The organism is Streptomyces beihaiensis (assembly GCF_026274175.1).
GTDB classification, from domain to species: domain Bacteria; phylum Actinomycetota; class Actinomycetes; order Streptomycetales; family Streptomycetaceae; genus Streptomyces; species Streptomyces beihaiensis.
The window spans coordinates 15,207-41,162 of record NZ_JAPHNL010000274.1 but is presented as its reverse complement, the minus strand read 5'-3'; the positions used below and the strand labels follow the sequence as shown (position 1 = coordinate 41,162).

The window sequence follows — 25,956 nt, the reverse complement described above, 5'->3', positions numbered from 1 at the left end:
TGGCGACGTTCGTCCAGCCGAGCCCGTTGTCTCCGAAGACGTCGGGCTGGCCGAGCCGGTTGACGATACCCGCGGCGCGAGGTGCGGCGTCGTGGGCACGCTGCCGTCCACCGGCACGAACTGGCCGATGGGCTGCGCGGGCGTGCTCGCGTCCGGCAGGGGGTGCGCCGGGGCGGGCGCCGGGTGACCGCCCGGCTGCTGTGCCATCGGCTCGTGCGCGGCGGCGTACGCGGGCTGCTGCTGCCCGGCGTGCGCGGCGGCCCGCGCGGGCTCGGGGGCCGGCGCGAACTCCTGGGCGCCGTCAGGCGCCTGGGCGTACGCCATGGCCGCGGCGGCCTCGTGGGCGGGGGCGCCGGCCTGATCAGGGACGACCGTTTCTGCGGGGGTCTGCTGCCGGGCCGCGGCCTGCTGCGCCCCTGCCTGCTCGGCTCCGACCGGCTGCGACTGCTGCTCGGCGGGCTGCCAGGGCGCGGCGCCCTGCGGCGGGACGTCGAGGTACTCGGGCCCCGTGGTGGGCGGGCCCGCCTGGCGCTCGGGCATCGGGTGCGGTGGGGTCTGCTGGGCGGGGCCCCGGTCGGCGAGCGAGCGGACCGGGCTCGCGCCGGTCTCCGGCGTGGCCGGGCCCATGTGGAGCGGGCGGCGGGGCTGGCCCTGGGCGGGCTGCGGCGCGGTCGCCGCACCGTGCACGGCGCCGAGGTCGTGGTGACCGCTGTCGCGGCCCGCCGTCTCGTGCGGCCCCGGCTCGGGGTCGGCGGCGGCCTGCGGCGCCGCGGGTGCCATCGGCTGCTGCTGGGCGGGCTGCGGCTCGCCCCAGGCGCCCTGCGAGCCCGGCATCAGGAGCAGGTCGTCGTCCTCCACCGCGGCCTCGGACGCGTCGAGGTAGGGGTACGTCCCCGGGGCCCCCTGGGCTCCCGGGGCGGGAACGCCCGGCTGTTCCCCGCCTGCGTTCTCCGGCAGCCCTTCGCCCGGAACCTGACCGGTGTCGGTCATGCCTACCCCTCGCCCATCGATGAGAACTTCTGGCCGCTCCCGGCCGTCCGCCGGAGAGCGAGCCCCTTCGAGCCGCTGACCGGAGCGGTGCGTCCTTCGCCCACCTGGACAACGAGCGCACGCGCCGCGCGGCACGAACCGCCCCGGACAAAGGCATTGTCCCGGTCGGATCGCCACCGTGGCACCGGGAACGGGCACGGCTTTCTGTGGACTGCGCCACGTTGCGCGTCCTCCGGTCCTTGCCGTACCACAGGCACCCCAAGAGTGGTGCGTTTTCCGGACATTGGCCGACGAACTGCCGGACGCTCCGGTGCGGTACAACGATCGGCCAGCCTACAGCGCGCGCGGGGGCGCCTGGTTCACGGGTGGCGCTCTCTGAGACTGCCCGAGAGCAGGAACCCGACGGTCCGCTCCTTCTCCGTCCAGGCACGAGTGTCCAGTTCGACGGATTGCAGCAGGGCGCACTCGACGGCGTAGCCGTGCTCCGTCAGGTCCCTGCCGACGAGTTCGGCGGCGTCGCGTGTCGCGGCGTGCGTGACGATACGGGCGGGGCGGCGGTCGGCGACGGCGGAGACCACCGCCGCTCCCCCGCCCCCGACGCGTACGACATCGGGTTCCGGCAGGTCCTCCAGGGCGTGCGGCGCGACGCCGTGCACGATCTGGGCCTGGACGCCGAACCGGCGCGCGGTGGCGAGGGTACGGGCGCAGGCGTCGGGGTCCCGGTCGACGGCGATGACCGCGGCGCCGAACCGTCCGGCCTCGGCGGTGAACGCGCCGCTGCCGCAGCCGATGTCCCACACGAGGTCGCCGGTGCGCGGTCCCAGGCGGGCGAGTTGGGCGGCGCGCAGTTGTTCGGTCTCGCCCTCGCCGAGGGGGCCGGGGTAGGCGTCCACGGGCAGCGCCCAGCCCCGTGGCCCGGTGTCGGGGGCGGCACCGGCGAGCCAGGGGGTGTTCGCGTCGGGGTCGGGCGAGCCGCTGCCGGTGCCGCCGATCACGATGACGACGTTGGGGTCGCGCCAGGTGTGGTCGGCTGCCTTGTCGGAGGTGACGACGGTGACCTGTTCGCGGTCGGTGCCCAGTTCCTCGCAGATGACGAAGGTGCGGTGGACGCCTTCGAGGAGCAGGCCGAGCTCGGCGGGGCCCGCGCCCGGCGAGGTGAGCACGGCGACCTTGGTGTGGGCGCGGCAGACGTTGACGGCCCGGCGCAGGGTGGGCCGGTGGGCCACGACGACCTGGGCGTCGTCCCAGGGCATGCCCGCGCGGGCGAAGGCCTGGGCCACGGAGGAGACGGCCGGGACGACCTCGACCTCCAGGCCGTGCCGGGGGGCGCGCAGGGTGCGGACGACGCCGAAGAAACCGGGGTCGCCGTCGGCGAGGACCACGGCGGTGCCGCGGTGGGCGGCGATACGGCGGGCGGCGAGGGAGACGCTGCCGAGCCGGACGCGTTCGGCGTGCTCGGGCACCTCGGGCAGTGCCAGGTGGTGGGCGGCCCCGGCCACGAGGGTGGCCGCGCCGAGCGCGGAGCGGGCGGCCGCGGTCAGCGGCGAGCCGTCCCAGCCGATCACCGTGACCCGGTCGGCCATCGTCGTCAGTCTCCAGAGTGTGCGCGGTCGGGGCGGGGCACCGAGAGCGTACCTGCTGGTCGCGCGGTTCGCCTGTGGGCTCAGTTCCAGTCGGAGAAGGCGGTGAACCCGCCGGCCTCGGCCAGCTGGTCGGTGACGCCCTCCAGGTCCTCGGGGAGCAGGCTCCAGACGATGAAGTCGGTGCGCACCTCGGCCCAGGTGCCGTCCTCGGTGCGGGTGCGCGCTATGCACGCGTTGCGCAGCACGCCCTCGCTGACGCAGCCGATCTTCTGGGCGACCTGCTGCGAGGCGGTGTTGTCGGCGGCCGTGCGCAGCTCGATGCGTTCGAGGCGCTGGTCGCCGAAGAGCCACTGGGCGGTGGCGAGCGCGGCCTCGGAGGCGTAGCCCTCGCCACGGGCCCAGGGGGCGACGATGTACGAGAGTTCGGTGGAGCGTACGTGCCAGTTGGTCTTCGTGAGCTGCACGACGCCGACGAGACGCTGGGTGAGGAACTCGGTGACGGCGAGGTCGAGACCGGTGCCCGCGGCGCGCTCCTGCGGCGCATACTCGGTGATCCATCCGCGCGCGCCCTCCTCGGTGAACGGCTGCGGCACCGCGGTCCACGCGGCGACGAGCTCGTCGTTCATCATCTCCGCGAGGGCGGGGGCGTCGTCCTCGTCGAGCGGACGCAGCACCAGGCGCTCCGTACTGATGGAGACCTCGGGGAAGGTGTTCTTCATGCGCCGCTCCGTAACCTTCGTGGCCGCCGCCAACCACCGCGGCGGCCGCTTGAAGTGCCCAGCATGCAGCATGAAGGCACGTAACTGCACATGGGGGCCGCGCCTGTTACCAGGAGCGGCCCCCACGGGGGCGCCGGGGGACGGGAAGTGGCGGCCGGTCAGAAGGAGGGGATGACCGAGCCGTCGTACTTGTCCTCGATGAACTTCTTCACCTGCGGCGAGGTGAGGAGCTCGGCGAGCTTCTTGACGCGCGGGTCGTTCTCGTTGCCCTTCTTCACGGCGAGGAGGTTGCCGTAGGGGTTGTTCTTCGCCGACTCCAGGACGAGGGCGTCCTTGGCGGGCTTGAGACCGGCCTCGATGGCGTAGTTGCCGTTGACGACCGCGGCGTCGACGTCCTTGAGGGAGCGCGCGGTCTGGGCCGCCTCGACCTCCTTGAACGTGAGGCCCTTGGGGTTCTCGGCGATGTCCCGCGGCGTCGCGTCGGAACCCGCGCCCTTCTTGAGGGTGATGATCCCGTTGGCGTCGAGCAGCTTGAGCGCGCGGGCCTCGTTGTCGGTGTCGTTGGGGACGGCGACGGTGGCGCCCTCGGGGAGGTCGGCGGCCTTCTTGACCTTCTGCGAGTACAGGCCGAGGGGCTCGAGGTGGACGGTGACGACCGGGACGATGCCGCCGCCGTTCTTCTTGTCGTAGTCGTCGAGGTACGGCTTGGTCTGGAAGTAGTTGGCGTCCACCGAACCGTCCTGGACCGCCGTGTTCGGCGTGACGTAGTCGGTGAACTCCTTGACCTCGAGCTTGAGGCCGTTCTTCTTGGCCAGGTGGTCCTTGACGTAGTCGAGGATCTCGGCGTGCGGGACGGGGGTGGCCGCGACGACCAGCGGGTCGGACGCCTTGTCCTTGCTGTCGCTCTTGCCGGAGCCGCACGCGGTAAGCCCCAGGGTGAGGGCTCCGGTGACGAGGACGGCAGCGGTGATCTTGGTGGTGTTACGCACGAAAAGTGCCTTTCTCCATGGGTGGTGCAACCCGCCGGGTAGGACGGGGAGTTCAGGTGGTGCCGGTTCGGCGGGTTCAGCGGGTCCTGCCGCCGAGCACGCGGAAGCGGAGCGGCCGGCCGCCCTTGCCCGCGCGGCGGTGCAGGACACGGGCGCCGCTGTCGCCCGCGAACTGGATGAGCGTGATGACGACCGCGAGGATCGCCACGGTGATCCACATCAGCTCCGACTCGTAACGCTGGTAGCCGTAGCGGACCGCGAGGTCGCCGAGGCCGCCCGCGCCGACGGTGCCGGCCATCGCGGAGTAGCCGATGAGGGCGACGACGGTGGTGGTGAGGGCGGAGATCAGCGACGGCAGGGACTCCGGAACGAGGACCTTGCGCACGACGGTCCAGGTGTTGCCGCCCATCGACTGGACGGCCTCGACCAGACCGCCGTCGACCTCGCGCACGGCGGTCTCGACGAGCCGGGCGAAGAACGGGACGGCGCCGACGGCGAGCGGCACGATGGCCGCCTCGCGGCCGATGGTGGTGCCGACGATCGAGCGCGTGAAGCCCATCAGGGCGACCATGAGGATGATGAAGGGCATCGAGCGGGCGATGTTCACGATCTGCCCGACGGCCTTGTTGGCGACGGCGTTCTGCAGCAGGCCGCCGCGGTCGGTGAGGACCAGCAGGACGCCCAGCGGGAGGCCGCCGACGACGGCGATCAGCGCGGACCAGCCGACCATGTAGAGGGTGTCCCAGCACGCCTGCGACAGCAGCGGCTGCATCTCGGACCAGCTCACTGGGACCCACCGTCCTTCACCAGTACGGGCGCGGCGTCCGCGCCTTCGGGTACGCCGTCGTGCACGTCGACCTGGAGTCCCTGTTCGCGCAGGAACCCGATGGGCACGACGTTGTCCTCGTAGCGGCCGGGCAGTTCCATGCGCATCCGGCCGACCTGCTTGCCGCCGACCGTGTCCATCGCGGCGCCGAGGATCGAGATGTCGATGTTGTACGTGCGCGAGAGCTGCGAGATGACCGGCCGGGTCGTGGTCTGCCCGTGGAAGGTGACGTCGACGACCGTACGGTCGTCGCCGGATGCCTCGCCGCCGACCGGGAAGAGCGCGGCGGCCAGCTCGGAGCCGGGGGCGGCGAGGAGTTCGCCGACCGTGCCGGACTCGACGACCCGTCCGTGCTCCATGAGCGCGGCGGAGTCGCAGACGGTCTTGACGACGTCCATCTCGTGGGTGATGAGCAGGACGGTCAGGCCCAGCTGCCGGTTGAGGTCCCGCAGGAGCTGGAGGACGGAGCGGGTGGTCTCCGGGTCCAGGGCGCTGGTCGCCTCGTCGGAGAGCAGCACCTTCGGGTCGCCGGCCAGGGCGCGGGCGATGCCGACACGCTGCTTCTGGCCGCCGGAGAGCTGCGCCGGGTAGGCCCTGGCCTTGTCGGCGAGGCCGACGAGGTCGAGCAGTTCGAGTGCCTTGGCCGAGCGCTCCCTCCCCGACTTCCCGAGGATCTCCAGGGGCAGCTCGATGTTGTCCTGGACGGTGCGCGAGGAGAGCAGGTTGAAGTGCTGGAAGACCATGCCGATACGGCTGCGCGCCGCGCGCAGCTCCTTGCCGGCGCGCGGGCCGCGCCCGGCGAGCGCGGTGAGGTCCACGCCGTCGACGGTCACGGTGCCGCGGGTGGGACGTTCGAGCAGGTTGACGCAGCGGATCAGCGAGGACTTCCCGGCGCCGGACTGGCCGATGACGCCGAACACCTCACCTTCGCGCACATGCAGGTCGACGCCGTCCAGTGCGGTGACCTCGCGGCCGCGTGAGCGGTAGACCTTGGTGAGGCCCTGGGTGGTGATCACGTGGGTTTCCGTAGCTGTCGAGTGCGCGGCACGGTGGTGCCGGGCACGGGGCATTCGTTCGGGAACTTGCGCGGTTTCCGGGCGCGGTGGGCTCTCGTGCTCGCTCCTGCGCGGAGCGGTTCCGGTGGAGTCAGTACGGAGAGGCTGTGCGCGGGCAGAACCGGGTCTCGCTTCGGGGCGCGAGAAGAGACGGTGGTGCGGGGGCCCTCAGAAGGCGCACATTCGACGCATACAACGAGCACCGGGCGTCATGGTCGCCTCGGTCGCAGGGGTGCGGTCGCTCGTCGTGGTCATGCGGACCAGTAAAGCAGACAGGCGGAGACGGACGACCACCGCTGTCCGCAATGCGGACAGCGGTGGACGGGTGGGTTCCGGATGCCGGAGACGATCACGGCTCGGCGGTGTCTTCCCCGGAGGCCCCGCTCACCTGCGCCGACACGGACGACAGGTCCTCGGCCGTCCTCGGTCACGGCATCGACGACCCGTTCGCGCGACTCGTGGGCTGTGGTCAACGCCACGGTCGCGGGCCACATCGTGTGCGCCCCCGCGTGCCCTCGCGGCAGGACGCGATTCGGGGGCGAGCGCATCAGGACTCTCGGCCCGTAATAGTCTCTGGCCCATGCTTGATGCCCTGACCCTGGCGACCGGAGTCGCCGCGCTCGCGCTCGCCGCGTGGTGCGGCTTCGCCGCCTACCGCGACCAGCCGACCAAGGACTGGCACTTCATCGGCATGGCCGTGGTGGCGCTGCTCGCACTGGTCCAGCTGGTGGTCGGCATCGTGCAGCTGGCGCGGGGCGAGAAACCGGATCAGGGCACGACGATCTTCGTCGCCTACCTGATCGGGTCGGTCGCGTGCATTCCGGCGGTGGCGCTCATGTCGCTGACCGAGCGGACCCGCTGGGGTTCGGTGACGGCGGCCGCGGGCGGCGTGGTTCTCGCCGTCCTCGAAGTGCGGCTCTTCGACATCTGGGGAGGATGAGGCGACGGTGACCTCGTCGGAACAGGGCACGCGCGCGGAGAAGACGGAGAAGACCGGGAAGAAGTCCGGCAAGCGGCGGCTCATCGGCGGCCCCGGCATGCTGCTGGTCTGGCTCTACGGCGTGATGGTGGTCGGCGCGGTCTCGCGCTCCGCCGTGCAGATCTCGACCGAGTTCGACAAGGCGCCGCTCGCCTACTCGCTTTCGGCGGTCGCCGGTGTGGTCTACGGGTTCATCACGTACTCACTGGTGCGCGGCGGGGACACGGCGAGGCGGGCGGCGTTCGTGTGCTGCGCGCTGGAGCTTGCGGGGGTGCTGGTCGTCGGCACGTGGACGCTGGCGGACCCGTCGGCTTTCCCGGACGCGACGGTGTGGTCCGACTACGGCATGGGCTACATCTTCATCCCGGTGCTGCTGCCGGTGACCGCCATGTACTGGCTGCGCAAGGGCGTGCTGCGGCAGCAGCTTCCGGAGACGTCCGCCTGAGCGGTCGCTACGCGCTGGTCGCGAACGCGTCGGCCCGCGCGTCCTTGGCGAGCCTCACCACGGTCAGCCGCTCGTCGATCCGCTCGGTCGTCACGGGCGCGTAGCCGTGCTTGCGGTACAGGCGCAGGTTGTGGTCGCTGCGGTGGCCGGTGAACAGCTGGAAGCGCCTGGCCCCGCCCGCCTCGCCGAGCCGGGTCTCTATCGCGGTGAGGAGCCGTCCGCCGAGGCCGTGGCGCTGCATGCGCGGATGGACGATCAGCTTGCCGATGTGGGCCGTGCCCTCCGCGTCCACGGTGCCGCGCACGGAGGCGACGACCTCGTCGCCGAGGCGGGCCACCAGGACGGTTCCGCTCTCCAGCTCGGCGCGGACCGAGGCGAGGGACTGCGTGAGCGGTTCGATCGAGTAGTCCCCGTAGAGCTGGGCCTCGCTCTGATAGCAGAGGTACTGCAGCTTGAGAATCTGTTCGGCATCCTCGTCGGTCGCCGCAGAGATGGTCACGCTCATGCCCATGTGTGCATGCCTCCCGCTCACCTGTTCACCGGTTGTCCCTCACCATTTCCCCGGCGGGCCGTCCTCGCAACCTCGGGCGACAGGATTCTGCGTAGGCATCCCAGACATCTGGCACGTTCTGGCCCAAGACTCCCTTGTGAGATACCCAACTCACCTGCGATTTCACGGTATGTGAGGTCCTGCGGGGACAGCAGCGCCCGAATGAGGCGGGGGCAGCGACCGGGCAGCCTCCGAACGGCGGCATGGAGCGATCGGGTCCGCTCCCTGGCGAGCAGCCGCAGCTCCGGGTCGGTGGCGCGCGCGTCGGCGGCGGGCTCGGTGCCGTACAGCGGCTCGTGCCGCGCCGCTGTACGGCGTTGACGGCGCGCCTCGGCGCGGACGGCGCAGGACAGCCAGGCCGCGAGGTCCCCCGGCGGCCCGTGGGCGCCGAGCCGTTCGAGCAGGCGCAGCCAGACGGCCTGCTCGACGTCGCCCGGCTCTGCGGCCGGGGTCGGGACGGGCAGCTCGGCCCCGATCTCGGCGGCGAGCAGCGGGCGGAGCGTTTCGATGACCGCGTCGTACGTCATGCCCGGCGGGACGCGGCCGGCCCGGGCTCCGGTTGCCGACGCGGCCTCGGTCCACTCCTGGTGGTGCGGGCGGGCCGGCCGTTGACGGGGCGGGTCGGACGGCGGGGACCGGTGGGGCGGAGAGCCCCCGGGGACAGCCCGGGGAGAGCGCGTGCGTGACATCCGCGTGAGCCGGCGGTGTCGGGACCGTTCGCGTGTGTCAAATTCGCGTATCGGGTCCGTGAACCCGATGTGCGAGGGACGGGCAGCCGCGAGTATCGTCCTCACCTGCACATACTCATAGCTTTGTTCGTCGACCTGTTCCACGACTCCGGAGGGCCCGTTGTCCCGCTTCGCGCTCATCAAGGCAGTGCTCGGACCGATCATCCGCCTGATGTTCCGTATGCGCGTGGAAGGCGCAGAGAGGATTCCGGGCACCGGGCCCGTCATCCTGGCCGGAAACCATCTGACGTTCATCGACTCGATGATCCTGCCGCTCGTCTGCGACCGGCAGGTGTTCTTCATCGGCAAGGACGAGTACGTCACGGGCAAGAGCCTCAAGGGCCGCCTGATGGCGTGGTTCTTCACCGGGGTCGGCATGATCCCGGTGGACCGGGACGGGGCCAACGGTGGTGTGGCCGCGCTGATGACGGGCCGCCGTGTCCTGGAGGAGGGCCGGATCTTCGGCATCTACCCGGAGGGCACGCGCTCCCCCGACGGGCGCCTGTACCGCGGCCGGACCGGGATCGCGCGGCTGACCCTGATGACGGGGGCGCCGGTGGTGCCGTTCGCCATGATCGGCACGGACAAGCTGCAGCCGGGCGGGGCGGGGATGCCGCGCCCGGGGCGGGTGACCGTGCGGTTCGGTGAGCCGATGGAGTTCTCCCGCTACGACGGGATGGACCGGGACCGGTATGTGCTGCGGGCCGTCACGGACTCCGTGATGGCGGAGGTCATGCGGCTGTCCGGACAGGAGTACGTCGACATGTACGCGACGAAGGCGAAGGCCGCGTAGCGGCTTCGCCTCACCGTCCCGGCGTGGGCACGGTGGGCCCCTACGCCTCCAGGCGCTGGCCGCGCAGGAGGAACCACGCCGCCGCGGCCGTGGCCAGCAGGACCGCCGCGCCCACGCCCGTCGCCACCTGCAACCCGTCCACGAAGGCTCCCTTGGCCTGCGCCAGCAGATCCGCCGCCTGCGCCGGTGGCAGCGCCGACGCCGACTCGACGGCGCCGCCGAGCGATTCGTGTGCCGCCGACGCCACGTCCCCGGGCACACCGGAAGGCGTCGCGAAGTCCGCGTAGACCCCGGTGACGATCGAGCCGAGCAGCGCGATGCCGAGCGCGGCCCCGAGTTCGTACGCCGTCTCGGAGACCGCCGACGCGGCGCCCGCCTGTTCCTTGGGCACGCTGGAGAGGATCACGTCGGCCGTGACCGTGAACGAGAAGCCCGCGCCGATCCCGACCACCAGGAGCACCGCGCCGAGCAGCGGATAGCCGGTGGAGTGGCTCAGCGTGGTGAGCGCCGCGAGCGCGAGGCCCACCGCCGCGAGGCCGCCGGCGACCACCGAGCGTACGGAGAAGCGGCGCGCCGCGCTGCCCGCGAGGAGACCGGCGCCCACCGCGCCGACGGCCGCGGGCAGTTCGGCCAGACCCGCCTCGAACGGCTCCCGGCCCTGCACCAGTTGCAGGAACTGGGAGAGGAAGAAGACCAGCCCGGACAGGCCGAGGATGGTCAGCAGGTCGGCCAGGACGGCACCGGAGAAGCCGCGGTTGCGGAACAGGCGCATGTCCAGGAGCGGTGCGTCCAGGGTGAGCTGTCGGCGCACGAACCAGGCCAGGGCGGCCAGTCCGACGAGCGCCGATGCCGCCACGTCCCAGTGGAAGCCGTTCGCCGCCGCCTCCTTGACGGCGTAGACCACACCGATCATGCCGATGAGGGAGAGGCCGACGCTCGGCAGGTCCCAGGGGCCCGGCACCGGGTTCTTCGACTCGGGGATCAGCTTGGCACCGACCACGACGAGGACCGCCATCACGGGCAGGTTGATGAGGAAGACCGAGCCCCACCAGAAGTGTTCGAGCAGGAACCCGCCGACCACCGGCCCGACGGCCGCGCCCGCCGACGCCATGGCGCCCCAGATGCCGACGGCAAGGGAGCGTTCGCGCGGGTCGTGGAAGATGTTGCGGATCAGGGCCAGGGTCGACGGCATGAGCGTCGCGCCCGCCACGCCGAGCAGGGCGCGGGCCAGGATCATCAACTCGGGTGTGGTCGCGTAGGCGTTGAGCACGGAGACGGCGCCGAAGGCGACCGCACCGGTCAGCAGGAGCTTCTTGCGGCCGATGCGGTCGCCGAGGCTGCCCATGGAGACGAGCAGACCGGCGATGACGAAGGAATAGACGTCGCCGATCCACAGCAGCTGGGTGCCCGACGGCTTCAGGTCCTCGCTGATGTAGGGGGTGGCGAGGCCGAGCACCGTGGCGTCCACGGCGACGAGCAGCACGGCCAGCACCAGGACGGAGAGGGCGAGCCACCGTCCGGGACGGGCCGCCGTCACCTCCGCCTCGGGCGTGCGCTGATGTGTGCTGGTCATGGTTCCACTCTCCGTCGTACGCCGCCGAGCAGCAGCTCGGCGATCATGAATGAGAAGTCCTTGGCCGCCACCCGGCCGTCCTGCACGGACCACGCGGCGCTGCCCACGAGGCCGTAGAGCGCCTCGCACAGCCAGGCCGGGGTCAGGTCGATGCGGAATTCGCCCGCTTCCTGGCCGCGCCGGAAGAGCTCGGCCATGCGGGTGTCGAGCCGCGTCCAGCCCTCGTTCTGGGCGTCGCCCTCGAAGAGCTGGTTCTCCGTGGTGAGAAAGGCGAGCAGCGGCGCCGCCGGCTCGATCTCGCGGATCAGGCGGCGCAGCGCGTCCTCGGCCCGGCCCTCGACCAGGCGGGCGCGGTCGAGCGCCGCCTCGCACTCCCGGATGCCCAGGTCCTCCAGGGCGCGCACGAGCGCGTCGCGGCCCGCGAAGTGGCGGTGCAGGGTGGCGCGGCTGATGCCCGCGGCCCGTGCGACCTCGTCCATCGTGGCGGTGGACTTGCGGGTGAGCAGGGCGGCAGCGCTGTGCAGCACCTGGGCGCGATCGACTGGCATGAGACAAGCGTAGCCCACGTGAGACACAGATGTCTCATCAGGGTGTATGTGTCTCCGGTGGCCCGTCGGCTCACGCAGTGTTACGACTGAAGCGGTTCAAAGACTTCCCAGGACCCAGGAGGTACCGGCATGGGGTGCTGCATCTTCGTGATCCTCGCGGCGATCGGGCCGCGGGTCGCGCTGGCGTGCACCTGGCTGTTCACGAACCTCGTGGACCGCGCCTTCACGGGCCTCCTGATGCCCCTGTTCGGCCTGATCCTGCTGCCGTGGACGACCCTGGCGTACGTGCTCGCGTACGCGCCGGTCGTCGGCGTGCGCGGCATCGGCTGGGTGCTCGTGGTGTGCGGGCTGCTGCTCGACCTGTCGAGCTACGGAGGCGGCTCGCGGGCGCGGCGCTGAGACCCGTGCGGGTGCCCGCACGGCCCCGTGCGGGGCGCGCGAAGGGGCCCGGCCCGTCCCCGTACGGACGAACCGGGCCCCCGAACCTCGCGGCTGCTACTTCTTCGCGTCCGCCCAGGCGCGCTGGGCGGCCAGGTCCTGCTTGACCTCCGCGAGCTGGACGGCGACCGCGCCGGGCGCCGTGCCGCCGCGGCCGGAGCGGGAGGCCAGGGCGCCGGGCACGTTCAGGACGGTCCGCACCTCGGGCGTGAGGTGCTCGGAGATCTTCGCGAACTGGTCGTCGGTCAGGTCGTCGAGCTCCTTGCCCTCCGCCTCGGCGACCTTGACGCACTCGCCCGCCACCTCGTGCGCGACCCGGAACGGCACACCCTGCTTGACGAGCCACTCGGCGACGTCCGTGGCCAGCGAGAACCCGGCCGGGGCCAGTTCCTCCATGCGGTCCCGGTTGACCGTGAGCGTGGCCATCATGCCGGTGAAGGCCGGGAGCAGGACCTCCAGCTGGTCACAGGAGTCGAAGACCGGCTCCTTGTCCTCCTGAAGGTCACGGTTGTAGGCGAGCGGCAGCGCCTTGAGGGTGGCCATCAGGCCGGTGAGGTTGCCGATGAGCCGCCCCGACTTGCCTCGGGCCAGTTCGGCGATGTCGGGGTTCTTCTTCTGCGGCATGATCGACGAGCCGGTGGAGAAGGCGTCGTGGAGGGTGACGAAGGAGAACTCCTTCGTGTTCCAGATGATGATCTCCTCGGCGATCCGGGAGAGGTTCACGCCGATCATCGCGGTGATGAAGGCGAACTCGGCGACGAAGTCGCGCGAGGCCGTGCCGTCGATGGAGTTGGCCGAGCTGCCACGCTCGAAGCCGAGGTCCCGCGCCACCGCCTGCGGGTCGAGGCCGAGGCTGCTGCCCGCCAGCGCGCCCGAGCCGTACGGCGACACGGCCGTCCGCTCGTCCCACTGGCGCAGCCGCTCGGCGTCCCGGGACAGCGACTGGACGTGTGCCAGGACGTGGTGCGCGAAGAGAACCGGCTGCGCGTGCTGGAGGTGCGTGCGGCCCGGCATCGCGACGTCCCGGTGGGCCTCGGCGAGGCCGACCAGGGCCTCCTGGAGGTCGGCGATCAGACCGCCGATCACGCGCGCGTGGTCGCGCAGATACATCCGGAAGAGCGTGGCGACCTGGTCGTTGCGGGAGCGGCCCGCGCGCAGCTTGCCGCCGAGGTCGGGGCCGACGCGTTCGAGGAGGCCGCGTTCCAGGGCGGTGTGCACGTCCTCGTCGGCGATGGTGCCGGTGAACGAGCCGTCCGCGACGTCGGCCTCCAGCCGGTCGAGCCCGGCGGTCATACGCGCGAGCTCGTCCTCGGTGAGCAGGCCGGCCGTGTGCAGCACGCGCGCGTGGGCGCGCGAGCCCGCGATGTCGTACGGGGCCAGGCGCCAGTCGAAGTGGACGGAGGCGGAGAGTTTCGCCAGGGCCTCGGCCGGGCCGTCGGCGAACCTGCCGCCCCAGAGGCGGACATCGCCGGTGTTGCTGCTCACGGTTGCTCCTCGATGTGCCACAGTCACGGACCCGTATAACTATGCAGACCTCCGTATGTTTTGTCAATGTGCGCTGCCGAGGACCGGCACTCCCCCGCCGCCGAGCGGGAGCGGTGACGGTCGGCGCGGGCGATCCGCTGTCCCAGAGGAACGGGTACGGCCGGCCCCCGGCGCCGCATCCGTGTCCGGAGGAACGCGGCCCCGTCCGGCCACATCCACCAGGAACTGTGAACACCACCGGATCGAGTGGCCCGTCTGGGACGCGCCCGGACCGACGGCGCCGACGACACCGTCCGTCCCGCCTGCCACCCGTACGCCCACGCGCCACGCCCCGACCACACCGGCTCCGCCCACCCGCACCCGGACCACCACCACGCGTACCGTCACGGGCGGCACCGTGCAGACCGAGGACGGCCCGGTCCACGTGCAGATCACGGTCTCGGGCGGACGGATCACGGCGGCCAGGGCGCTGCGGTCGCCGTACGCCCTCGACGCGGCGGGCATGTGACGGCCCGCCAGTAGGGTGAGCCGCATGGGAAAGACTCACGAACACATAGACGGCAGGCTGCGCGCCTTCATCGAGGAGCAGCCGGTGTTCTTCACGGCGACCGCTCCGCTCGGCGGCGACGGAACGGTCAATCTCTCCCCCAAGGGCCTGCGGGGCTCCTTCGCCGTGCTCGACGAACTGACCGTGGCCTACCTCGACTTCGCCGGGTCCAACGCCGAGACCATCGCCCACCTGCGGGAGAACGGCCGCATCACGCTGATGTGGTGCGCCTTCCAAGGAGCGCCGAACATCGTGCGGGTGCACGGCCGCGGCGAGCCCGTGCTGCGCGACGACCCGCGCTTCGCCGAACTCCTCGGCCACTTCCCCGACATCGACCCGACACAGCACGGGCTGCGCGCGATCATCGTGGTGCGCGCCGAACTCGTCCGCGACACCTGCGGCTACGGCGTGCCGTTCATGGCGTACGACGAGGACCGTGACCTGCACGCCAAGCGGTTCGCGCGGGAGGACGACGCCTCGCTCGACGCGTACTTCCACAAGAAGGAACACATCGCGACCAGCATCGACGGCCTGCCGGGGCTTCCGCTGCCGTTGCCGCCCGCGCCGTTCTGACGTCCACCGCTCCAGGCGGCGTTCACCGCTCCAACGGCAGCCGCACCGTGAACGTCGTCGCGCCCGGCTCGCTCTCCAGGTCCACCGAGCCGCCGTGGGCCTGTGTCACCGCCGCGACGATCGACAGGCCCAGGCCGGTGCCGCCGCCCTCGGCGCGGCGCCCCTCGCCGTGCACGAACCGCTCGAAGACGGTCTTGCGCAGCTCTTCGGGGATACCGGGACCGTTGTCGGAGACGGTGAGCCACGCCTCGCCGTCCCGTGCCTCGACGCCGACACGTACCTCGGTACCGGGCGGGGTGTGCAGGCGGGCGTTGGTGAGGAGGTTGGCGAGCAGCTGCTGCAGGCGGTGGGCGTCACCGGCGACGGTGACCGGCTCCTCCGGCAGGTCGAGCGACCAGCGGTGGCCGGGACCCACGACCCGCGCGTCCGTGACGGCGTCGAGCACGAGCCTGGTCAGGTCGACCGGCAGCCGCTCCAGGGGGCGGCCCGCGTCGAGACGGGCGAGCAGCAGCAGGTCCTCGACCATGGCGCCCATCCGTCCCGACTCGGCGGCGATCCGCTCCAGGGCGCGGGTGACCTCCGGCGGGACGGGGCCCGGATGGAGCAGGGCGAGTTCGGCGTGACCGCGCACCGACGCGACGGGGGTGCGCAGCTCGTGGCTGGCGTCGGCGGAGAAGCTGCGCAGCCGCTCCTCGCTGCGCTGGCGCTGGGTGAGCGCGTTCTCGACATGGCCGAGCATCCGGTTGAAGGCGAGGGTGAGTCTGCCTATCTCGCTGTCCGGGGGCTCGGTCCGGGGCGCGCGGGCGGGCAGCGCCACCTCTCCGCTGGCCAGCGGCAGTTCGCTGACGCGGGTCGCGGTGGCGGCGACGCGGCTGAGCGGCCGCAGCGACCAGCGCACCCACAGGGCGCCCGCGACGCCGGTGACGACGAGAGCGACACCGAAGACGAGGGCGCAGCCGAGTTCGAGCCGGTGGACGGCGGCTTCCACGGGCTCCGTGGACAGGCCGGTGATCAGGACGTCCCCGTCCCGGCCCGTGGACGCCATGACCCGGTAGCCGCCGAGCCTGGAGAGGACGACGGTGTGGCCGCGTCCGTCCGCCGGCACCGCCGCCAGCTTCCGCTCGTCGGCGGCGGACAGCCGCACCGACTGGTCGCCGCCGTCGTCGTGGGGGACGCGAGCGGCCTGCTCGACGGTGCCATGGACGATCCGCACGCCCAGCGTCCCGGCGGCCTGGCGACGGGTGTCGCCGTGCTCGTCGCCGTCGTGGTCGGTCGGACGGGCACCGGGGTGTTCGAGGCTCGCCGGGAAAGTGGTGCCCGCGGTGCGCAGCTGCTGGTCGAGCCGCTCCGTCAGGAAGCCGCCGAGTTGCAGGACGGCGGCGATGCCGACGGCGGCGCAGCTGACGGCGAGCAGCACGACGAGCCCCGCGGTCAGCCGGGCGCGCATGGTGTGGAACCTGGGCCTGCGCCACCGCATCAGGCCACCGGTTTCAGCACGTAGCCCGCGCCCCGCACCGTGTGGATCATGGGTTCGCGGCCCGCGTCGATCTTCTTGCGCAGGTACGAGATGTACAGCTCCACGACGTGGGCCCGGCCCCCGAAGTCGTACGACCAGACCAGGTCGAGGAGCTGGGCCTTGCTGAGCACCAGTCGCGGGTTGCGCATCAGACAGCGCAACAGCTGGAACTCGGTGGGCGACAGGTCGATCGGCTCGCCGCCGCGGGTCACCTCGTGGGCGTCCTCGTCCATCACCAGGTCGCCGACGGTGAGCAGCGCCTCCTGGGTCAGCTCCCGGGTCATGCCGGCGCGGCGGAGCAGCCCGCGCACCCGCGCGACCAGCTCCGCCAGCGCGAACGGCTTGGTCACGTAGTCGTCGCCGCCCGCCGTGATGCCCGCGACGCGGTCCTCGACCGTGTCGCGGGCGGTGAGGAACACGACGCACACGTGCGGCTGCTCGGCGCGCAGCTCGCGCAGTACGGACAGGCCGTCGCCGTCGGGCAGCATGATGTCGAGAACGACGGCGTCGGGCCGCAGGTCACGGGCCGTGTCGAGGGCGGCGGCGGCGGTGGCGGCCGAGCGCACCTCCCAGCCCTCGTAGCGCAGGGCGCCGGTGACGACCTCGGCCAGGTCGGGTTCGTCGTCGACGACGAGCACCCGCACGGGGGAGCCGTCGGGGCGGGTCAGGGCGGCTGGGCGTTGGTTCATCGTGCTTCCAGGATCTCTCGGTTTCCTCTGAGTCTCCTCTGTGTTCCGTGCGAGTCCCGTGTGATTCCGGGCCCGGAACGGGGTCCTCATAGGGCGCTCAGAAGTTGGGCTCGCACAGTGGCAGCTCCGAGCGACTTCCGAGGAGCATCCATGGTGACCGTCACCCAGAGTCCGCCACCGGTGCGCCACCGCGCCCCCTCGTCCGCGTCCCGCCGGACCCCCGCCCTGCCGCTGCTGGTCGCCGCGTGGGCGGGCGGCTTCGCGGTGCTCGCCCTGTGGTGGCAGAACACCGGGTCCGTCGTCGGGGCCGCGGGGTGGCTGAACGGCGCCGGGCGCATCACCGGGCTGCTGTGCGGCTACATGTGCGCGCTCCTCGTGGCCCTGATGGCCCGGGTGCCGTGGCTGGAGCGTGGCGTGGGCAGCGACCGCGCCACCCGCTGGCACGCCTCGGCCGGGCGCTGGACCGTGGGCCTGCTCGTCTGCCACATCGTGCTGATCACGCTCGGCTACGCCGCACAGGCCCGCACGAACGTGGTCTCCGAGTTCATCTCCATCGTCTTCGACCTGCCGGACATGCTCAAGGGCACCGCCGGCGCGGTGGTGCTGCTGACGGTCGGGTTCGTCTCGGCCCGCGCCGTCCGGCGGCGCATGCGGTACGAGACCTGGTACTACATCCACCTGCTCACCTACGGCGCCGTCTTCCTCGCGTTCTTCCACCAGCTGTCGATCGGCGCCGACTTCGTGGCCCACCGGGGCGCGCAGATGGCCTGGTACGCGCTCTATCTCGGGGCGGCGGCGCTCGTGGTGTGGTTCCGCGTCCTGGTCCCGGTGCGGCTGAACCTGCGCCACCGGCTGCGCGTGGAGACCGTGGTGCGGGAAGCGCCCGGCGTGCACTCGGTGTGGGTGCGCGGGCACCGCCTCGACGAGCTGGGCGCCCAGCCCGGCCAGTTCCTGCGGTGGCGGTTCCTCACGCGGGGCATGTGGGCCGCCTCGCACCCGTACTCGCTGTCGGCGGTGCCGCAGCCGGACCTGCTGCGGATCACCGTGAAGTCGCTGGGCGACCACAGCTCCGCCGCGGCGTCGCTCGCGCCCGGCACGAGGGTGTGGGCCGAGGGCCCCTACGGGGCGTTCACCGCGGCACGGCGGCGCCGGCGCAAGGTGCTGTTGCTCGGGGGTGGCACCGGGATCACGCCGCTGCGCACGCTCTTCGAGACGCTGCCCGCCACGTCCGGCGACCTCACCCTGCTCTACCGGGCCCGCACCGCGGACGAGCTGGCCCTGCGCCACGAGCTGGAAGCGCTCGCCGCCCGCCGCGGCGCCCGGCTGCTCTACGCGCTCAACGCGCCGGACGGGACGAGGGTCGAGATCACCGCGGCACGGCTGCGGGCCACGCTGCCCGACATCGCGGAGCACGACGTGTTCCTGTGCGGGCCGCCCGGCCTCTCCCTGGCCGCGTACGACGCCTTGCGGGAGGCCGGTGTCCCCTCGTCCCGCATCCATTACGAGTCCTTCGACATGTGAGGAACGACGATCGCGCATGAGAGCACATCCGATTCGCCGCACTGTCCTGACCTGCGCCGCGACCGCCACCGTGACGGTCCTCGCACTGTCCATGAAGCCGCACACCGCCGTGCAGTCCGCCGCGTCCGTCTCGTCCGCCGCGCCGAAGGCTTCCGCCACGTCGCCCGCGCCGTCGGCGTCGTCCGGCACCGGAAGCTCCAGCTCGGGATCAGGATCACGGTCGGGCTCGGGGTCGGGGTCGAGTTCTGGGTCGAGTTCTGGGTCGAGTTCGAGCGCGACCCGCACGGTGACCGGCGACACCGTACAGACCCGGTACGGGCCGGTGCAGGTCGAGCTCACCCTGCACGGGTCGAAGATCACAGCGGCCCGCGCGGTACAGTCGCCCGACGGTGACCCGCACAGTCAGCAGATCAACGCCGACGCCGTACCGGTGCTGGAACAGGAGACCGTGTCCGCGCAGAACGCCAAGATCGACACGGTCTCGGGAGCCACCTTCACCAGCGAGGGTTACATCTCCTCGCTGCAGAGCGCATTGGACAAGGCCGGTGTCTGACACGTCGAACGGCGGCGGACTGCACCGCGTGGTGCACACCATGGGCACGGTGTTCTCGTTCACCGTGCGCGACGCCCCCGCTCCCGCCCTTCGCCGCGCCCTCGACCAGGCGGAGGAGCTGCTCCACCACGTCGACCGGGTCTTCTCGCCGTTCCGGGACGACAGCGCGGTCAGCGCGCTCTCGCGCGGCGAGGCGGTGCCCGAGCGGTGGCGTACGGAGGTGGCCGAGGTGCTCGGCCTCTGCGAGCGGGCCGAGCGGCGCAGCGAGGGCTGGTTCTCGGCGCGGCACTCGACGGGCCTCGACCCGAGCGGCCTGGTGAAGGGCTGGGCGGTCGAGGGGGCCGCGCGGCTGCTGCGGGAGGCGGGCGGCGGCGACGTGTGCGTGAACGGCGGGGGCGACGTCCAGCTGCACGGCGGGCCCTGGCGGGTGGGCGTCGCGCATCCGATCAGGACCGGTGAGGTGGCGGCGGTCGTGGAGTCACAGGCGGGCCCGCTGGCGGTGGCCACGTCCGGCACGGCCGAGCGCGGCTGCCACATCGTCGACCCGCACACCGGAGCGCCGCCGACCGGCGCCCCGCTCTCCCTGACCGTCGTGTGCCCGACCCTGACGGAGGCGGACACCCTGGCCACGGCCGCGTACGCCCGCGGCGCCGGGGCCCGTACGTGGCTGGCGGGCCTGCCGCGGGTCGCGGCGTTCGCGGTGGAGGCCGACGGATCGACGTGGACGACGGGCGAGTTCGCGGGCGCCGTGCCGTCCTGACCCGCCGTTTCCCGGACACGGCCACCGCACGTGGTGCCATCATGTTCCCCTGCGGGGCACGGGGGCGGGGAGGGACATGAACGAGATGCGCAGGGCGCTGCTCGTGGGAGTCGGGCGGGTACCGGACCGGGCCGAGGAACTCGCGCCGCTCGACGCCGTGGTGGAGGCCGACCTGCGGCTCATGGAATCGGCGCTCCGGCCGGCCGGGTACACCGTGGAGACCCTGCTCGACCCGCATCTGAGCCGGCTGCGGCGGCGCGTGTACGAATGCGCGCGGGACATGCCCGCCGACGGTGTCCTGCTGCTCTACTTCACCGGCCACGGCGTCCGGATCGGCGAGCGGGACTACCTGGTCCCGGCCGACGCGGCCTGGCCGGACGACGGCGTCTGGCAGGAGGTGTACACGGAGTCGCTGCTGCCCGCCGCGATCAGCCCGCTCCTCAAGGACTGCAAGGCGGGCACGGTCCTGTGGGTCATCGACGCCTGCCGCACGGAACAGACCGACGGGACGACGGCGTTCGGCAACAGTGTCGACAGCGGGCCGCCCGGCGGCGGCTACGCCGTCCTCACCGGCTGCTCGCACGGCGAGCGCGGCGGCTACGGCCCCGAGGGCAGCTTCTTCACCCGGGGTCTGGCCGACGCCCTCGGGCCGCTCAGCCCGGCGCGCACCGTCACCGAGGTCTTCGACGCCGCGCGGGCGGCCACGGCGAGGGCCGCGCGGGCCGTCGGTGTCTCCCAGCGGCCCGCGGTCAGATTCGGCACCAACCACGAGACGCGCACCCGCGGCGCGGAGATCTGCCCCGGCCGGTCCCTCAAGGAGGACTGGCTCAAGGCGGCGCTCGACACGCCCCTGTGGTCCCGTGTCCCGAGCGGACAGCTCGCCGAGGCGGAGCACTTCCGGCAGTGCCTGGCCGACTTCGTCGACCAGTGCGCCCGCACGCTGCATCACGCCCAGGAGCGGCTGCCGTACGACGACCGCTGGGCCGACGACACGTTCGTCGTACGTCTCCTCCACCGCCACCTGCCCGAACTGCTGCCCGCGTCGGCCGAGTTGTCCGCCGTGGAGGTCGCCGCCTCGGTGGCGGTCGTCTTCCTGCACGAGAGCGGCTGGGCCGAGCGGCTGAGCCAGGCCGCAGAGACGGACCCGTGCGACACGGCCCGCAAGCCCGGCGCCGACGCGTACCGCCTGCACTTCGAGCAGATCGCCGAGCAGCACCGGTCCGTCAGCCGCAGGGCGGTCGACTGCCGGGCGCGGGGCCGCGAATCGGACGCGGCCGCGGTGACGATGTGGCTGGTGCACCGCTGGATCGCCGACCGCTTCGAGACCGACGACGCGCCGGTCGCACCGGCCGTGGCCCGCAGGCTCCTCGAGGCCATGGGAGTGAGCGCGGACCGCGCCCAGGAGCCCGCCGAGGCGTTGTGCGCGATGGCGGCAGGTCTGAGCACGGAGGAACCGCTCGACGCGCTGGTGGCGGCGCCCGACAAGGTGCTGCTGCGCGCGGGCCACCGGCCGCTGCGGATCCGCCCGTTGGCCGGTCTGCTGCGCCTCGCGGCGGTCCTCGCCGTGGACGCGCGGACCTTCCCGGACGTGGTGGCGGAGCATCTAGGGGTGACGGACCCGATCATGCCCGAGCAGGTCGTCGCGGTGGCGCGCGAACTGGGCTGGGTCCGGGAGGGCGACGCCCTGCACCTCGACGCCCTGTGCCCGCACCAGGCGCTGCACGCCGCTTTGAACCTCGTGGTGGAGCGGGCGGACGAGCTGGCCGAGGAGACCACCGGTCTCGCGGCGGAGCTTCCGGCGTCCGAGGCGGAACTCCTTGCCGAACTGCCCCGCCGCGTGACCGACCGCGATCTGCGGCCGAGCCGCTCCGCGGGCCTTCTCGCCTACGAGGTGCCGCTGCTGCGGTTCCACCTCGCCCAGTCCGAGGTGCGCGAGCTCCTGATGGGCGAGCAGCTCTACGGCGGCGAGCCCAACCTGGCCCTTCGCGAGCTGTACCAGAACGCGATGGACGCCTGCCGCTACCGGGAGACGCGCTGGCGCTACCTCAGAGCCCGTGGCACGGTCACCGGCACCTGGACGGGCGAGATCACGTTCACCGAGGGCGAGGACGAGCGCGGCCGCTACGTCGAGTGCCGCGACAACGGCGTGGGGATGAGCGCCGAACTCCTCAAGCACACCTTCACACGGGCCGGGAGCCGTTTCGAGCGCTCCAAGGCGTTCCGCCGCGAGCAGGCCCGCTGGCTGCGCCACGACCCGACGCTGCGCCTGTACCCCAACAGCCGTTTCGGCATCGGTGTGTTCAGCTACTTCATGCTCGCCGACGAGATGACGATCGTCACCCGCCAGGTCAGCCCCGACGGCATCCCCGCCGAGCACGCCCTGCGGGTGGACATTCCGAGCAGCGGCAGCCTCTTTCGCATCCAACGGCACCACGGCGCCGACGGCCTCGCCGACGGCGGCACCCGCATCCGGCTCTACCTGCGCGAAGGCGCCCTGGACGGCGGCGCCACCTGCGTCTCCGTCCTGCGGCAACTGGTCAGGGTCAGCCAGTTCACCCTGACCGCACGCGACGCGGCCGGCGGCTCCCACACCTGGCGGCCCGGCGCGCTCCAGCCCTCGCTCACGGGCTCCGAGGAGGCCCTGGAGGCCGTACCGGGGGTGCTGTGGTGGGTGACCGGTCAGGGCGCGGTGCTGTGCGACGGCATCGTCACGGACCAGAAGCCGTTCGGCTGCGTACTCGACCTGACGGGGGAACACGCGGGCGTACTGAGCGTGAGCCGCAAGGAACTGCAGCACTACGACCGGGCGTGGGCGGCCGAGCAGTGGAGGCAAGGGGCGGACGTGCTGGCGCGGTGGCCGCATCTCACCATGGAGTGGGTGTGGGAGGTGGACGAGTCGAATCCCGCCGTGGCCGTGGTGCTGGGCCAGGAGTGGCGGGGGCGGGGGCTGCGGATCCCGCAGAAGTCGGGGAAGGCGCACGAGCTGGACGCCGTGGGATGGTTCCATCCGGATGCCCACTTGACCGGCGCGCACCCCAGCCCGCGCGATCACGAGTTCGTGGAATGGCTGTCCTGGCGCTGCGCGGTCCTGCGGCACGACGTGAGCGATGCAGAACCGAGCCCCACGGAACTGAGCGGACACCCGGTCCCGGAGCCCGGTGACGGACATCTGGCCCAGCCTGGACAGAGGGCATGGCCGCAGCTCGTCGAGCAGGCGGCGATCCGCTCGATGACACTGGCTCAGGTCGTGCGGCGCCGCCGCATGCTGAGCATCGCCGCCCCGTGCTGGGTGCCGCCGCAGGATCCCGAGCGGCCCACGGACCTCGACTGGGTTCCGAGCGCCGAACAGGGTGACTTCCTCAGGCGGCTGGACCATGAGAGGGCGCTTTCGGCCGGCCTCTTCTCGAACGGGCCGGCCTCCTTCAAGCTGCGCGACATTCCTCGTGCCTCCGCCTGGCTGTGCATGCCCATGGGCGCACTGGCCGCTCGCCTCGCACCGTTCGAACCGTTCGGGGCTCCCCGCGTTCCCGAGGTGCCCGAGGCGCACCGACAGCACATATGCGACTCGATGGAGCTCGACCGCCTCTTCGTACGCACGCGCCGCCATCCCTCGGACCCGGTACAGGAGCCGTACGGCGTCCGCCTCGCCTGCGAGGCGACCGGGGACTCCCCGTCCGCCGTCCTGGAGGTTCTCGCGGCTCACGCGTGGCTCGGCTGGGCCGTGCCGGACCTGGACGACGTGCTGGCCTGGATGGACGTGCCCCGAGACGACTTCCGTGTCCTGATCAGGTTCCTCCACCACACGCGCCACGGCGAGACCGTGCTCAGGTGGGGCGCCACCGCCGCTCTCGCCCGACGGGAGAGCTGTACGCTCGGGGAGGCGGAGGACCGTCTGGCCTCCCTCGCCACAAAACTCCGTCTGAACTACCGGCGGGCCTTTCCCGCCGCCGAGCACCCTGCCCGGCAGATCCGGCCCACACCGTTGGCCGCCGACCATCTGGAACATGACACGGGCCTGTTCTTCGACCCGGAGTCCCGGCCGCACCTGAGCCGACTGGTGGACTGCGACGACGAGACCGTGGACCAGTTGCGGGCGATGGGGCTGCCGATTCCCCGCGCCTACCGCGTGGCCCAGCAGTGGACGCGGCTGCCGCTGCGCGTCCGCTACGTTCTCGGCGGAAAACCGCACCCGTTCTCCACCACCGCCAACAGCAACTTCCCGGCGGAGACGTTCAGTTCCGCCACACTGTTCAACGCGGCCCTCATCCTGCAAGAGCCCTTGCGCAACGTCGTGGAGCTCGTCCGGTCCGAGGCGGACGCGATCGGCCTTCCCGTGCCGGACGTGCCCGAGGAACTCCTCGACCACCAGCCCGTGGAGGCGGAGGGCGCCGCCCTCCTCGGCCACGTCGACGAGAACGGCGACCATGACCGCGACGACGGCGAGGCCGTGTGGGTCCCGCTGACCCCTCCGCAGCTGGCGTTGCGGGCTCACCTGACGGGTCTGTCCCCGGCCGACGCCCTGACCTCACTCACGCGCCTGCGCCGACTGGGGGCGCGCGTCCCCGAGCTCACCCCGGACGCCCTCGACGCGCTGCGCGGCCCGGTCCCCGACGCCTACGACCTGGATGTGCTGCACACGTTCTGGCCCCATCCGGACGACCCGCACTCCCTCACCCCGCTCGAACTCGTCCGCGCGGCTGCCCGCGTCGGCGACACCCCGGCGAAGGCGGTCGCCCGCATCGCGCCGTACCTGCCCCTGTGCGCGGGCCTGCCGGGGCCGCCGCTGCCCGACCTGTCCGCCGCCCCGGACACCGTTCCCCTCTGGCAGGACCTGACCATCCTCACCCGCCATCTCGACGGCTCGGAACCGGCGCTCGAAGGCGCGGTCGGGGCGTCGGGCATCGCCCGCGCCGCCGAAGCCGTCGGGGAGTCAGCGGCCTGGGTGGCCCGGCGCCTGCGCCTGTACGCCGACCTGTTCGCTCTGCACATCGCCGAGGACGCCGATGCCTGACTCCGCCGCCGTTCCCCCTCTCCCCGCCTCTGTCCCCCACAGCTTCGACACCGCTTACGCAGAACAGCACCTCGGCACCGCGACCACCCGGTTCACCGGCCGCCCCACGCCGGACGGCCGCGGTGTGGTGCTCGAAGGCGTGTGCCCCGGCTGCCACGGCCGGACCAGGACCGAGTACCGGCACGGAGTGCCGGGGGCGGGCACGAAGGGGCTGCTGTCCTGGCTGCGCGGGGAGCAGGAGGCGCCGCGGCCCGCCGACGACCTGGCCGCGCTGCTGGAGGAGTGGCACTACTGCGAGTGCGGGCACCCGCATCCCCTGATGCCCGCCGACGCCGTCTTCGTGGGGTGCGGCGCGAGTTGGCGCGTGGCTGCGGTGGACCCGGCGTGAGCGGGGAGTCCCAGCGGCGGTGGTCACTGCTCGCGCGCGAGCAGGAGTTCCAGCAGCTGCCCGAGCTCAGGCACCGGGCCGAGGGCTGGCGCAACGGCCTGGCGGGACTCGCCGCGCTGCTCGCCGTGCTCGTCACGCTCAAGGGACGGGACGACCTGGGCCAGCTGCCGGACCGCGCACGGTATTTCGCGTCCGGGCTGCTCGGTGCGGCGTTCGCGCTGCTCGTCGTGGGCTCACTGCTGTCCGTGCGGGCCGCGCACGGGCGGCCCGGAGAACAGGTCCTGCTGGCGGGCCAGGCTCTGCGGCGGTGGACGGAGGGCGAGGTCGTGCGGGTGACGCGCGCCCTGCGGTGGGCCTCGGTGTGCTGTGTCGCCGGGATCGTCCTCGCGGCGTCCGCGGTGACGGTGGCCTGGTTCACCACCGGGTCGGCGGCCGCGCCCCAGGTGCGGGTGACCACGACGACGGGTGAGCGGTGCGGGGAGTTCCTGGGCGCGGGGATCGGCGGAGTGCGGCTGCGGGTCACGGGCAGCGACGGCGCGCAGCGGCAGGTCACACTGCGCAACACGGACGTGGTGGCGCTCACACCGGTCGACAGCTGCGGCTGACCGCGGGCGGGCCGGAACACCGTCCGGTCGGCCCGCGGGCGGCCGTGCACACGTGCGTACCGCTCAGTGGCCGTTCCGCGTCAGGCGCAGCA

Annotated in this window: 23 protein-coding genes and 1 pseudogene; 11 read left to right on the top strand and 13 right to left on the bottom strand. The window is 72.4% G+C overall.

Going from position 1 to position 25,956, the window contains the following annotated elements; translation table 11 throughout:
• The 6 genes and pseudogenes from OFY01_RS32680 to OFY01_RS22745 all read right to left on the bottom strand — a co-directional run.
• Positions 1-990 (bottom strand): annotated as a pseudogene (locus OFY01_RS32680) (nicotinate-nucleotide--dimethylbenzimidazole phosphoribosyltransferase); the annotation flags it as partial.
• A gap of 359 nt (positions 991-1,349) precedes the next feature.
• A complete protein-coding gene (gene cbiE / locus OFY01_RS22765; RefSeq protein WP_266602817.1) occupies positions 1,350-2,573 on the bottom strand; it encodes a precorrin-6y C5,15-methyltransferase (decarboxylating) subunit CbiE in 1,224 nt (407 codons plus the stop codon).
• Between the two features lie 80 nt (positions 2,574-2,653).
• Positions 2,654-3,292: a GNAT family N-acetyltransferase gene (locus OFY01_RS22760; RefSeq protein ID WP_266602816.1), complete on the bottom strand. Its 639-nt coding sequence runs from the start codon at positions 3,290-3,292 to the stop codon at positions 2,654-2,656.
• A gap of 158 nt (positions 3,293-3,450) precedes the next feature.
• Complete coding sequence (locus tag OFY01_RS22755) at positions 3,451-4,281, bottom strand: MetQ/NlpA family ABC transporter substrate-binding protein (RefSeq protein ID WP_266602815.1); 831 nt, start codon at positions 4,279-4,281, stop codon at positions 3,451-3,453.
• Positions 4,282-4,357: 76 nt separating this feature from the next.
• The gene (locus tag OFY01_RS22750) at positions 4,358-5,068 is read right to left on the bottom strand and encodes a methionine ABC transporter permease (protein ID WP_266602814.1); all 711 of its coding nucleotides are present in this window, start codon (positions 5,066-5,068) and stop codon (positions 4,358-4,360) included.
• On the bottom strand, positions 5,065-6,123 hold the full coding sequence (locus OFY01_RS22745) for a methionine ABC transporter ATP-binding protein (RefSeq protein WP_266602812.1): 1,059 nt from the start codon (positions 6,121-6,123) through the stop codon (positions 5,065-5,067). Before OFY01_RS22745 ends, OFY01_RS22750 begins: the two co-directional genes overlap by 4 nt.
• Positions 6,124-6,742: 619 nt before the next feature.
• On the opposite strand from OFY01_RS22745, the gene OFY01_RS22740 reads away from it, so the two are divergent.
• Both OFY01_RS22740 and OFY01_RS22735 read left to right on the top strand, forming a co-directional pair.
• Positions 6,743-7,102: a hypothetical protein gene (locus tag OFY01_RS22740; protein WP_266602810.1), complete on the top strand. Its 360-nt coding sequence runs from the start codon at positions 6,743-6,745 to the stop codon at positions 7,100-7,102.
• A gap of 97 nt (positions 7,103-7,199) precedes the next feature.
• A complete protein-coding gene (locus OFY01_RS22735; RefSeq protein ID WP_266602825.1) occupies positions 7,200-7,586 on the top strand; it encodes a hypothetical protein in 387 nt (128 codons plus the stop codon).
• 7 nt (positions 7,587-7,593) lie between these two features.
• On the opposite strand, the gene OFY01_RS22730 is transcribed toward OFY01_RS22735, so the two are convergent.
• Together OFY01_RS22730 and OFY01_RS22725 are read right to left on the bottom strand one after the other, a co-directional pair.
• Positions 7,594-8,097, bottom strand: a complete 504-nt coding sequence (locus OFY01_RS22730) for a GNAT family N-acetyltransferase (RefSeq protein ID WP_266602809.1) — start codon at positions 8,095-8,097, stop codon at positions 7,594-7,596.
• A 17-nt stretch (positions 8,098-8,114) separates the two neighbouring features.
• Complete coding sequence (locus OFY01_RS22725) at positions 8,115-8,663, bottom strand: sigma-70 family RNA polymerase sigma factor (RefSeq protein ID WP_266602808.1); 549 nt, start codon at positions 8,661-8,663, stop codon at positions 8,115-8,117.
• 322 nt (positions 8,664-8,985) lie between these two features.
• Between OFY01_RS22725 and OFY01_RS22720 the strand changes: the two genes are divergently transcribed.
• Positions 8,986-9,657 carry a lysophospholipid acyltransferase family protein gene (locus tag OFY01_RS22720; RefSeq protein WP_266602806.1) on the top strand — a complete coding sequence of 224 codons (672 nt, stop codon included), beginning with the start codon at positions 8,986-8,988 and terminating at the stop codon, positions 9,655-9,657.
• A gap of 40 nt (positions 9,658-9,697) precedes the next feature.
• Here the strand turns inward: OFY01_RS22720 and OFY01_RS22715 are convergent, their stop codons facing one another.
• Both OFY01_RS22715 and OFY01_RS22710 read right to left on the bottom strand, forming a co-directional pair.
• On the bottom strand, positions 9,698-11,230 hold the full coding sequence (locus OFY01_RS22715; protein WP_266602804.1) for an MFS transporter: 1,533 nt from the start codon (positions 11,228-11,230) through the stop codon (positions 9,698-9,700).
• The gene (locus tag OFY01_RS22710; protein ID WP_266602803.1) at positions 11,227-11,778 is read right to left on the bottom strand and encodes a TetR/AcrR family transcriptional regulator; all 552 of its coding nucleotides are present in this window, start codon (positions 11,776-11,778) and stop codon (positions 11,227-11,229) included. Before OFY01_RS22710 ends, OFY01_RS22715 begins: the two co-directional genes overlap by 4 nt.
• A 129-nt stretch (positions 11,779-11,907) precedes the next feature.
• Here OFY01_RS22710 and OFY01_RS22705 point away from each other — a divergent pair, with 129 nt between their 5' ends.
• Positions 11,908-12,177 (top strand): hypothetical protein, encoded by a 270-nt coding sequence (locus OFY01_RS22705; protein ID WP_266602802.1) that lies wholly within the window; start codon positions 11,908-11,910, stop codon positions 12,175-12,177.
• Between the two features lie 96 nt (positions 12,178-12,273).
• On the opposite strand, the gene argH is transcribed toward OFY01_RS22705, so the two are convergent.
• Positions 12,274-13,701, bottom strand: coding sequence for an argininosuccinate lyase (gene argH / locus OFY01_RS22700; RefSeq protein ID WP_266602801.1), 1,428 nt, complete (start codon positions 13,699-13,701; stop codon positions 12,274-12,276).
• A 532-nt stretch (positions 13,702-14,233) separates the two neighbouring features.
• On the opposite strand from argH, the gene OFY01_RS22695 reads away from it, so the two are divergent.
• Positions 14,234-14,821, top strand: a complete 588-nt coding sequence (locus OFY01_RS22695; RefSeq protein ID WP_266602799.1) for a pyridoxamine 5'-phosphate oxidase family protein — start codon at positions 14,234-14,236, stop codon at positions 14,819-14,821.
• A gap of 22 nt (positions 14,822-14,843) precedes the next feature.
• Here OFY01_RS22695 and OFY01_RS22690 read toward each other — a convergent pair whose 3' ends face one another.
• Both OFY01_RS22690 and OFY01_RS22685 read right to left on the bottom strand, forming a co-directional pair.
• Positions 14,844-16,298, bottom strand: a complete 1,455-nt coding sequence (locus OFY01_RS22690) for a sensor histidine kinase (RefSeq protein ID WP_266602797.1) — start codon at positions 16,296-16,298, stop codon at positions 14,844-14,846.
• On the bottom strand, positions 16,298-17,026 hold the full coding sequence (locus tag OFY01_RS22685) for a response regulator transcription factor (protein ID WP_323135548.1): 729 nt from the start codon (positions 17,024-17,026) through the stop codon (positions 16,298-16,300). Before OFY01_RS22685 ends, OFY01_RS22690 begins: the two co-directional genes overlap by 1 nt.
• 150 nt (positions 17,027-17,176) lie before the next feature.
• Here OFY01_RS22685 and OFY01_RS22680 point away from each other — a divergent pair, with 150 nt between their 5' ends.
• The 6 genes from OFY01_RS22680 (at position 17,177) to OFY01_RS22655 (ending at position 25,864) form a co-directional block, all read left to right on the top strand.
• Positions 17,177-18,547: a ferredoxin reductase family protein gene (locus OFY01_RS22680; RefSeq protein WP_266602795.1), complete on the top strand. Its 1,371-nt coding sequence runs from the start codon at positions 17,177-17,179 to the stop codon at positions 18,545-18,547.
• Between the two features lie 16 nt (positions 18,548-18,563).
• Positions 18,564-19,100, top strand: a complete 537-nt coding sequence (locus tag OFY01_RS22675) for an FMN-binding protein (RefSeq protein WP_266602793.1) — start codon at positions 18,564-18,566, stop codon at positions 19,098-19,100.
• Positions 19,101-19,140: 40 nt separating this feature from the next.
• Positions 19,141-19,860: an FAD:protein FMN transferase gene (locus tag OFY01_RS22670; RefSeq protein WP_266602821.1), complete on the top strand. Its 720-nt coding sequence runs from the start codon at positions 19,141-19,143 to the stop codon at positions 19,858-19,860.
• Between the two features lie 76 nt (positions 19,861-19,936).
• The gene (locus tag OFY01_RS22665; protein ID WP_266602791.1) at positions 19,937-24,871 is read left to right on the top strand and encodes an HD domain-containing protein; all 4,935 of its coding nucleotides are present in this window, start codon (positions 19,937-19,939) and stop codon (positions 24,869-24,871) included.
• The gene (locus tag OFY01_RS22660) at positions 24,864-25,259 is read left to right on the top strand and encodes a hypothetical protein (RefSeq protein WP_266602789.1); all 396 of its coding nucleotides are present in this window, start codon (positions 24,864-24,866) and stop codon (positions 25,257-25,259) included. The genes OFY01_RS22665 and OFY01_RS22660 overlap by 8 nt, the downstream gene beginning before the upstream one ends.
• A complete protein-coding gene (locus OFY01_RS22655; RefSeq protein WP_266602787.1) occupies positions 25,256-25,864 on the top strand; it encodes a hypothetical protein in 609 nt (202 codons plus the stop codon). The genes OFY01_RS22660 and OFY01_RS22655 overlap by 4 nt, the downstream gene beginning before the upstream one ends.
• Positions 25,865-25,956 lie beyond the last annotated feature (92 nt).

Bases quoted from the DNA above. Each gene is read 5' to 3' on its own strand.
- cbiE (WP_266602817.1), bottom strand. From the start codon at position 2,573: ATGGCCGACCGGGTCACGGTGATCGGCTGGGACGGCTCGCCGCTGACC.
- OFY01_RS22760 (WP_266602816.1), bottom strand. From the start codon at position 3,292: ATGAAGAACACCTTCCCCGAGGTCTCCATCAGTACGGAGCGCCTGGTG.
- OFY01_RS22740 (WP_266602810.1), top strand. From the start codon at position 6,743: ATGCTTGATGCCCTGACCCTGGCGACCGGAGTCGCCGCGCTCGCGCTC.
- OFY01_RS22735 (WP_266602825.1), top strand. From the start codon at position 7,200: ATGCTGCTGGTCTGGCTCTACGGCGTGATGGTGGTCGGCGCGGTCTCG.
- OFY01_RS22730 (WP_266602809.1), bottom strand. From the start codon at position 8,097: ATGGGCATGAGCGTGACCATCTCTGCGGCGACCGACGAGGATGCCGAA.
- OFY01_RS22725 (WP_266602808.1), bottom strand. From the start codon at position 8,663: ATGACGTACGACGCGGTCATCGAAACGCTCCGCCCGCTGCTCGCCGCC.
- OFY01_RS22715 (WP_266602804.1), bottom strand. From the start codon at position 11,230: ATGACCAGCACACATCAGCGCACGCCCGAGGCGGAGGTGACGGCGGCC.
- OFY01_RS22710 (WP_266602803.1), bottom strand. From the start codon at position 11,778: ATGCCAGTCGATCGCGCCCAGGTGCTGCACAGCGCTGCCGCCCTGCTC.
- OFY01_RS22705 (WP_266602802.1), top strand. From the start codon at position 11,908: ATGGGGTGCTGCATCTTCGTGATCCTCGCGGCGATCGGGCCGCGGGTC.
- OFY01_RS22695 (WP_266602799.1), top strand. From the start codon at position 14,234: ATGGGAAAGACTCACGAACACATAGACGGCAGGCTGCGCGCCTTCATC.
- OFY01_RS22690 (WP_266602797.1), bottom strand. From the start codon at position 16,298: ATGCGGTGGCGCAGGCCCAGGTTCCACACCATGCGCGCCCGGCTGACC.
- OFY01_RS22685 (WP_323135548.1), bottom strand. From the start codon at position 17,026: ATGAACCAACGCCCAGCCGCCCTGACCCGCCCCGACGGCTCCCCCGTG.
- OFY01_RS22680 (WP_266602795.1), top strand. From the start codon at position 17,177: ATGGTGACCGTCACCCAGAGTCCGCCACCGGTGCGCCACCGCGCCCCC.
- OFY01_RS22675 (WP_266602793.1), top strand. From the start codon at position 18,564: ATGAGAGCACATCCGATTCGCCGCACTGTCCTGACCTGCGCCGCGACC.
- OFY01_RS22670 (WP_266602821.1), top strand. From the start codon at position 19,141: ATGGGCACGGTGTTCTCGTTCACCGTGCGCGACGCCCCCGCTCCCGCC.
- OFY01_RS22665 (WP_266602791.1), top strand. From the start codon at position 19,937: ATGAACGAGATGCGCAGGGCGCTGCTCGTGGGAGTCGGGCGGGTACCG.
- OFY01_RS22660 (WP_266602789.1), top strand. From the start codon at position 24,864: ATGCCTGACTCCGCCGCCGTTCCCCCTCTCCCCGCCTCTGTCCCCCAC.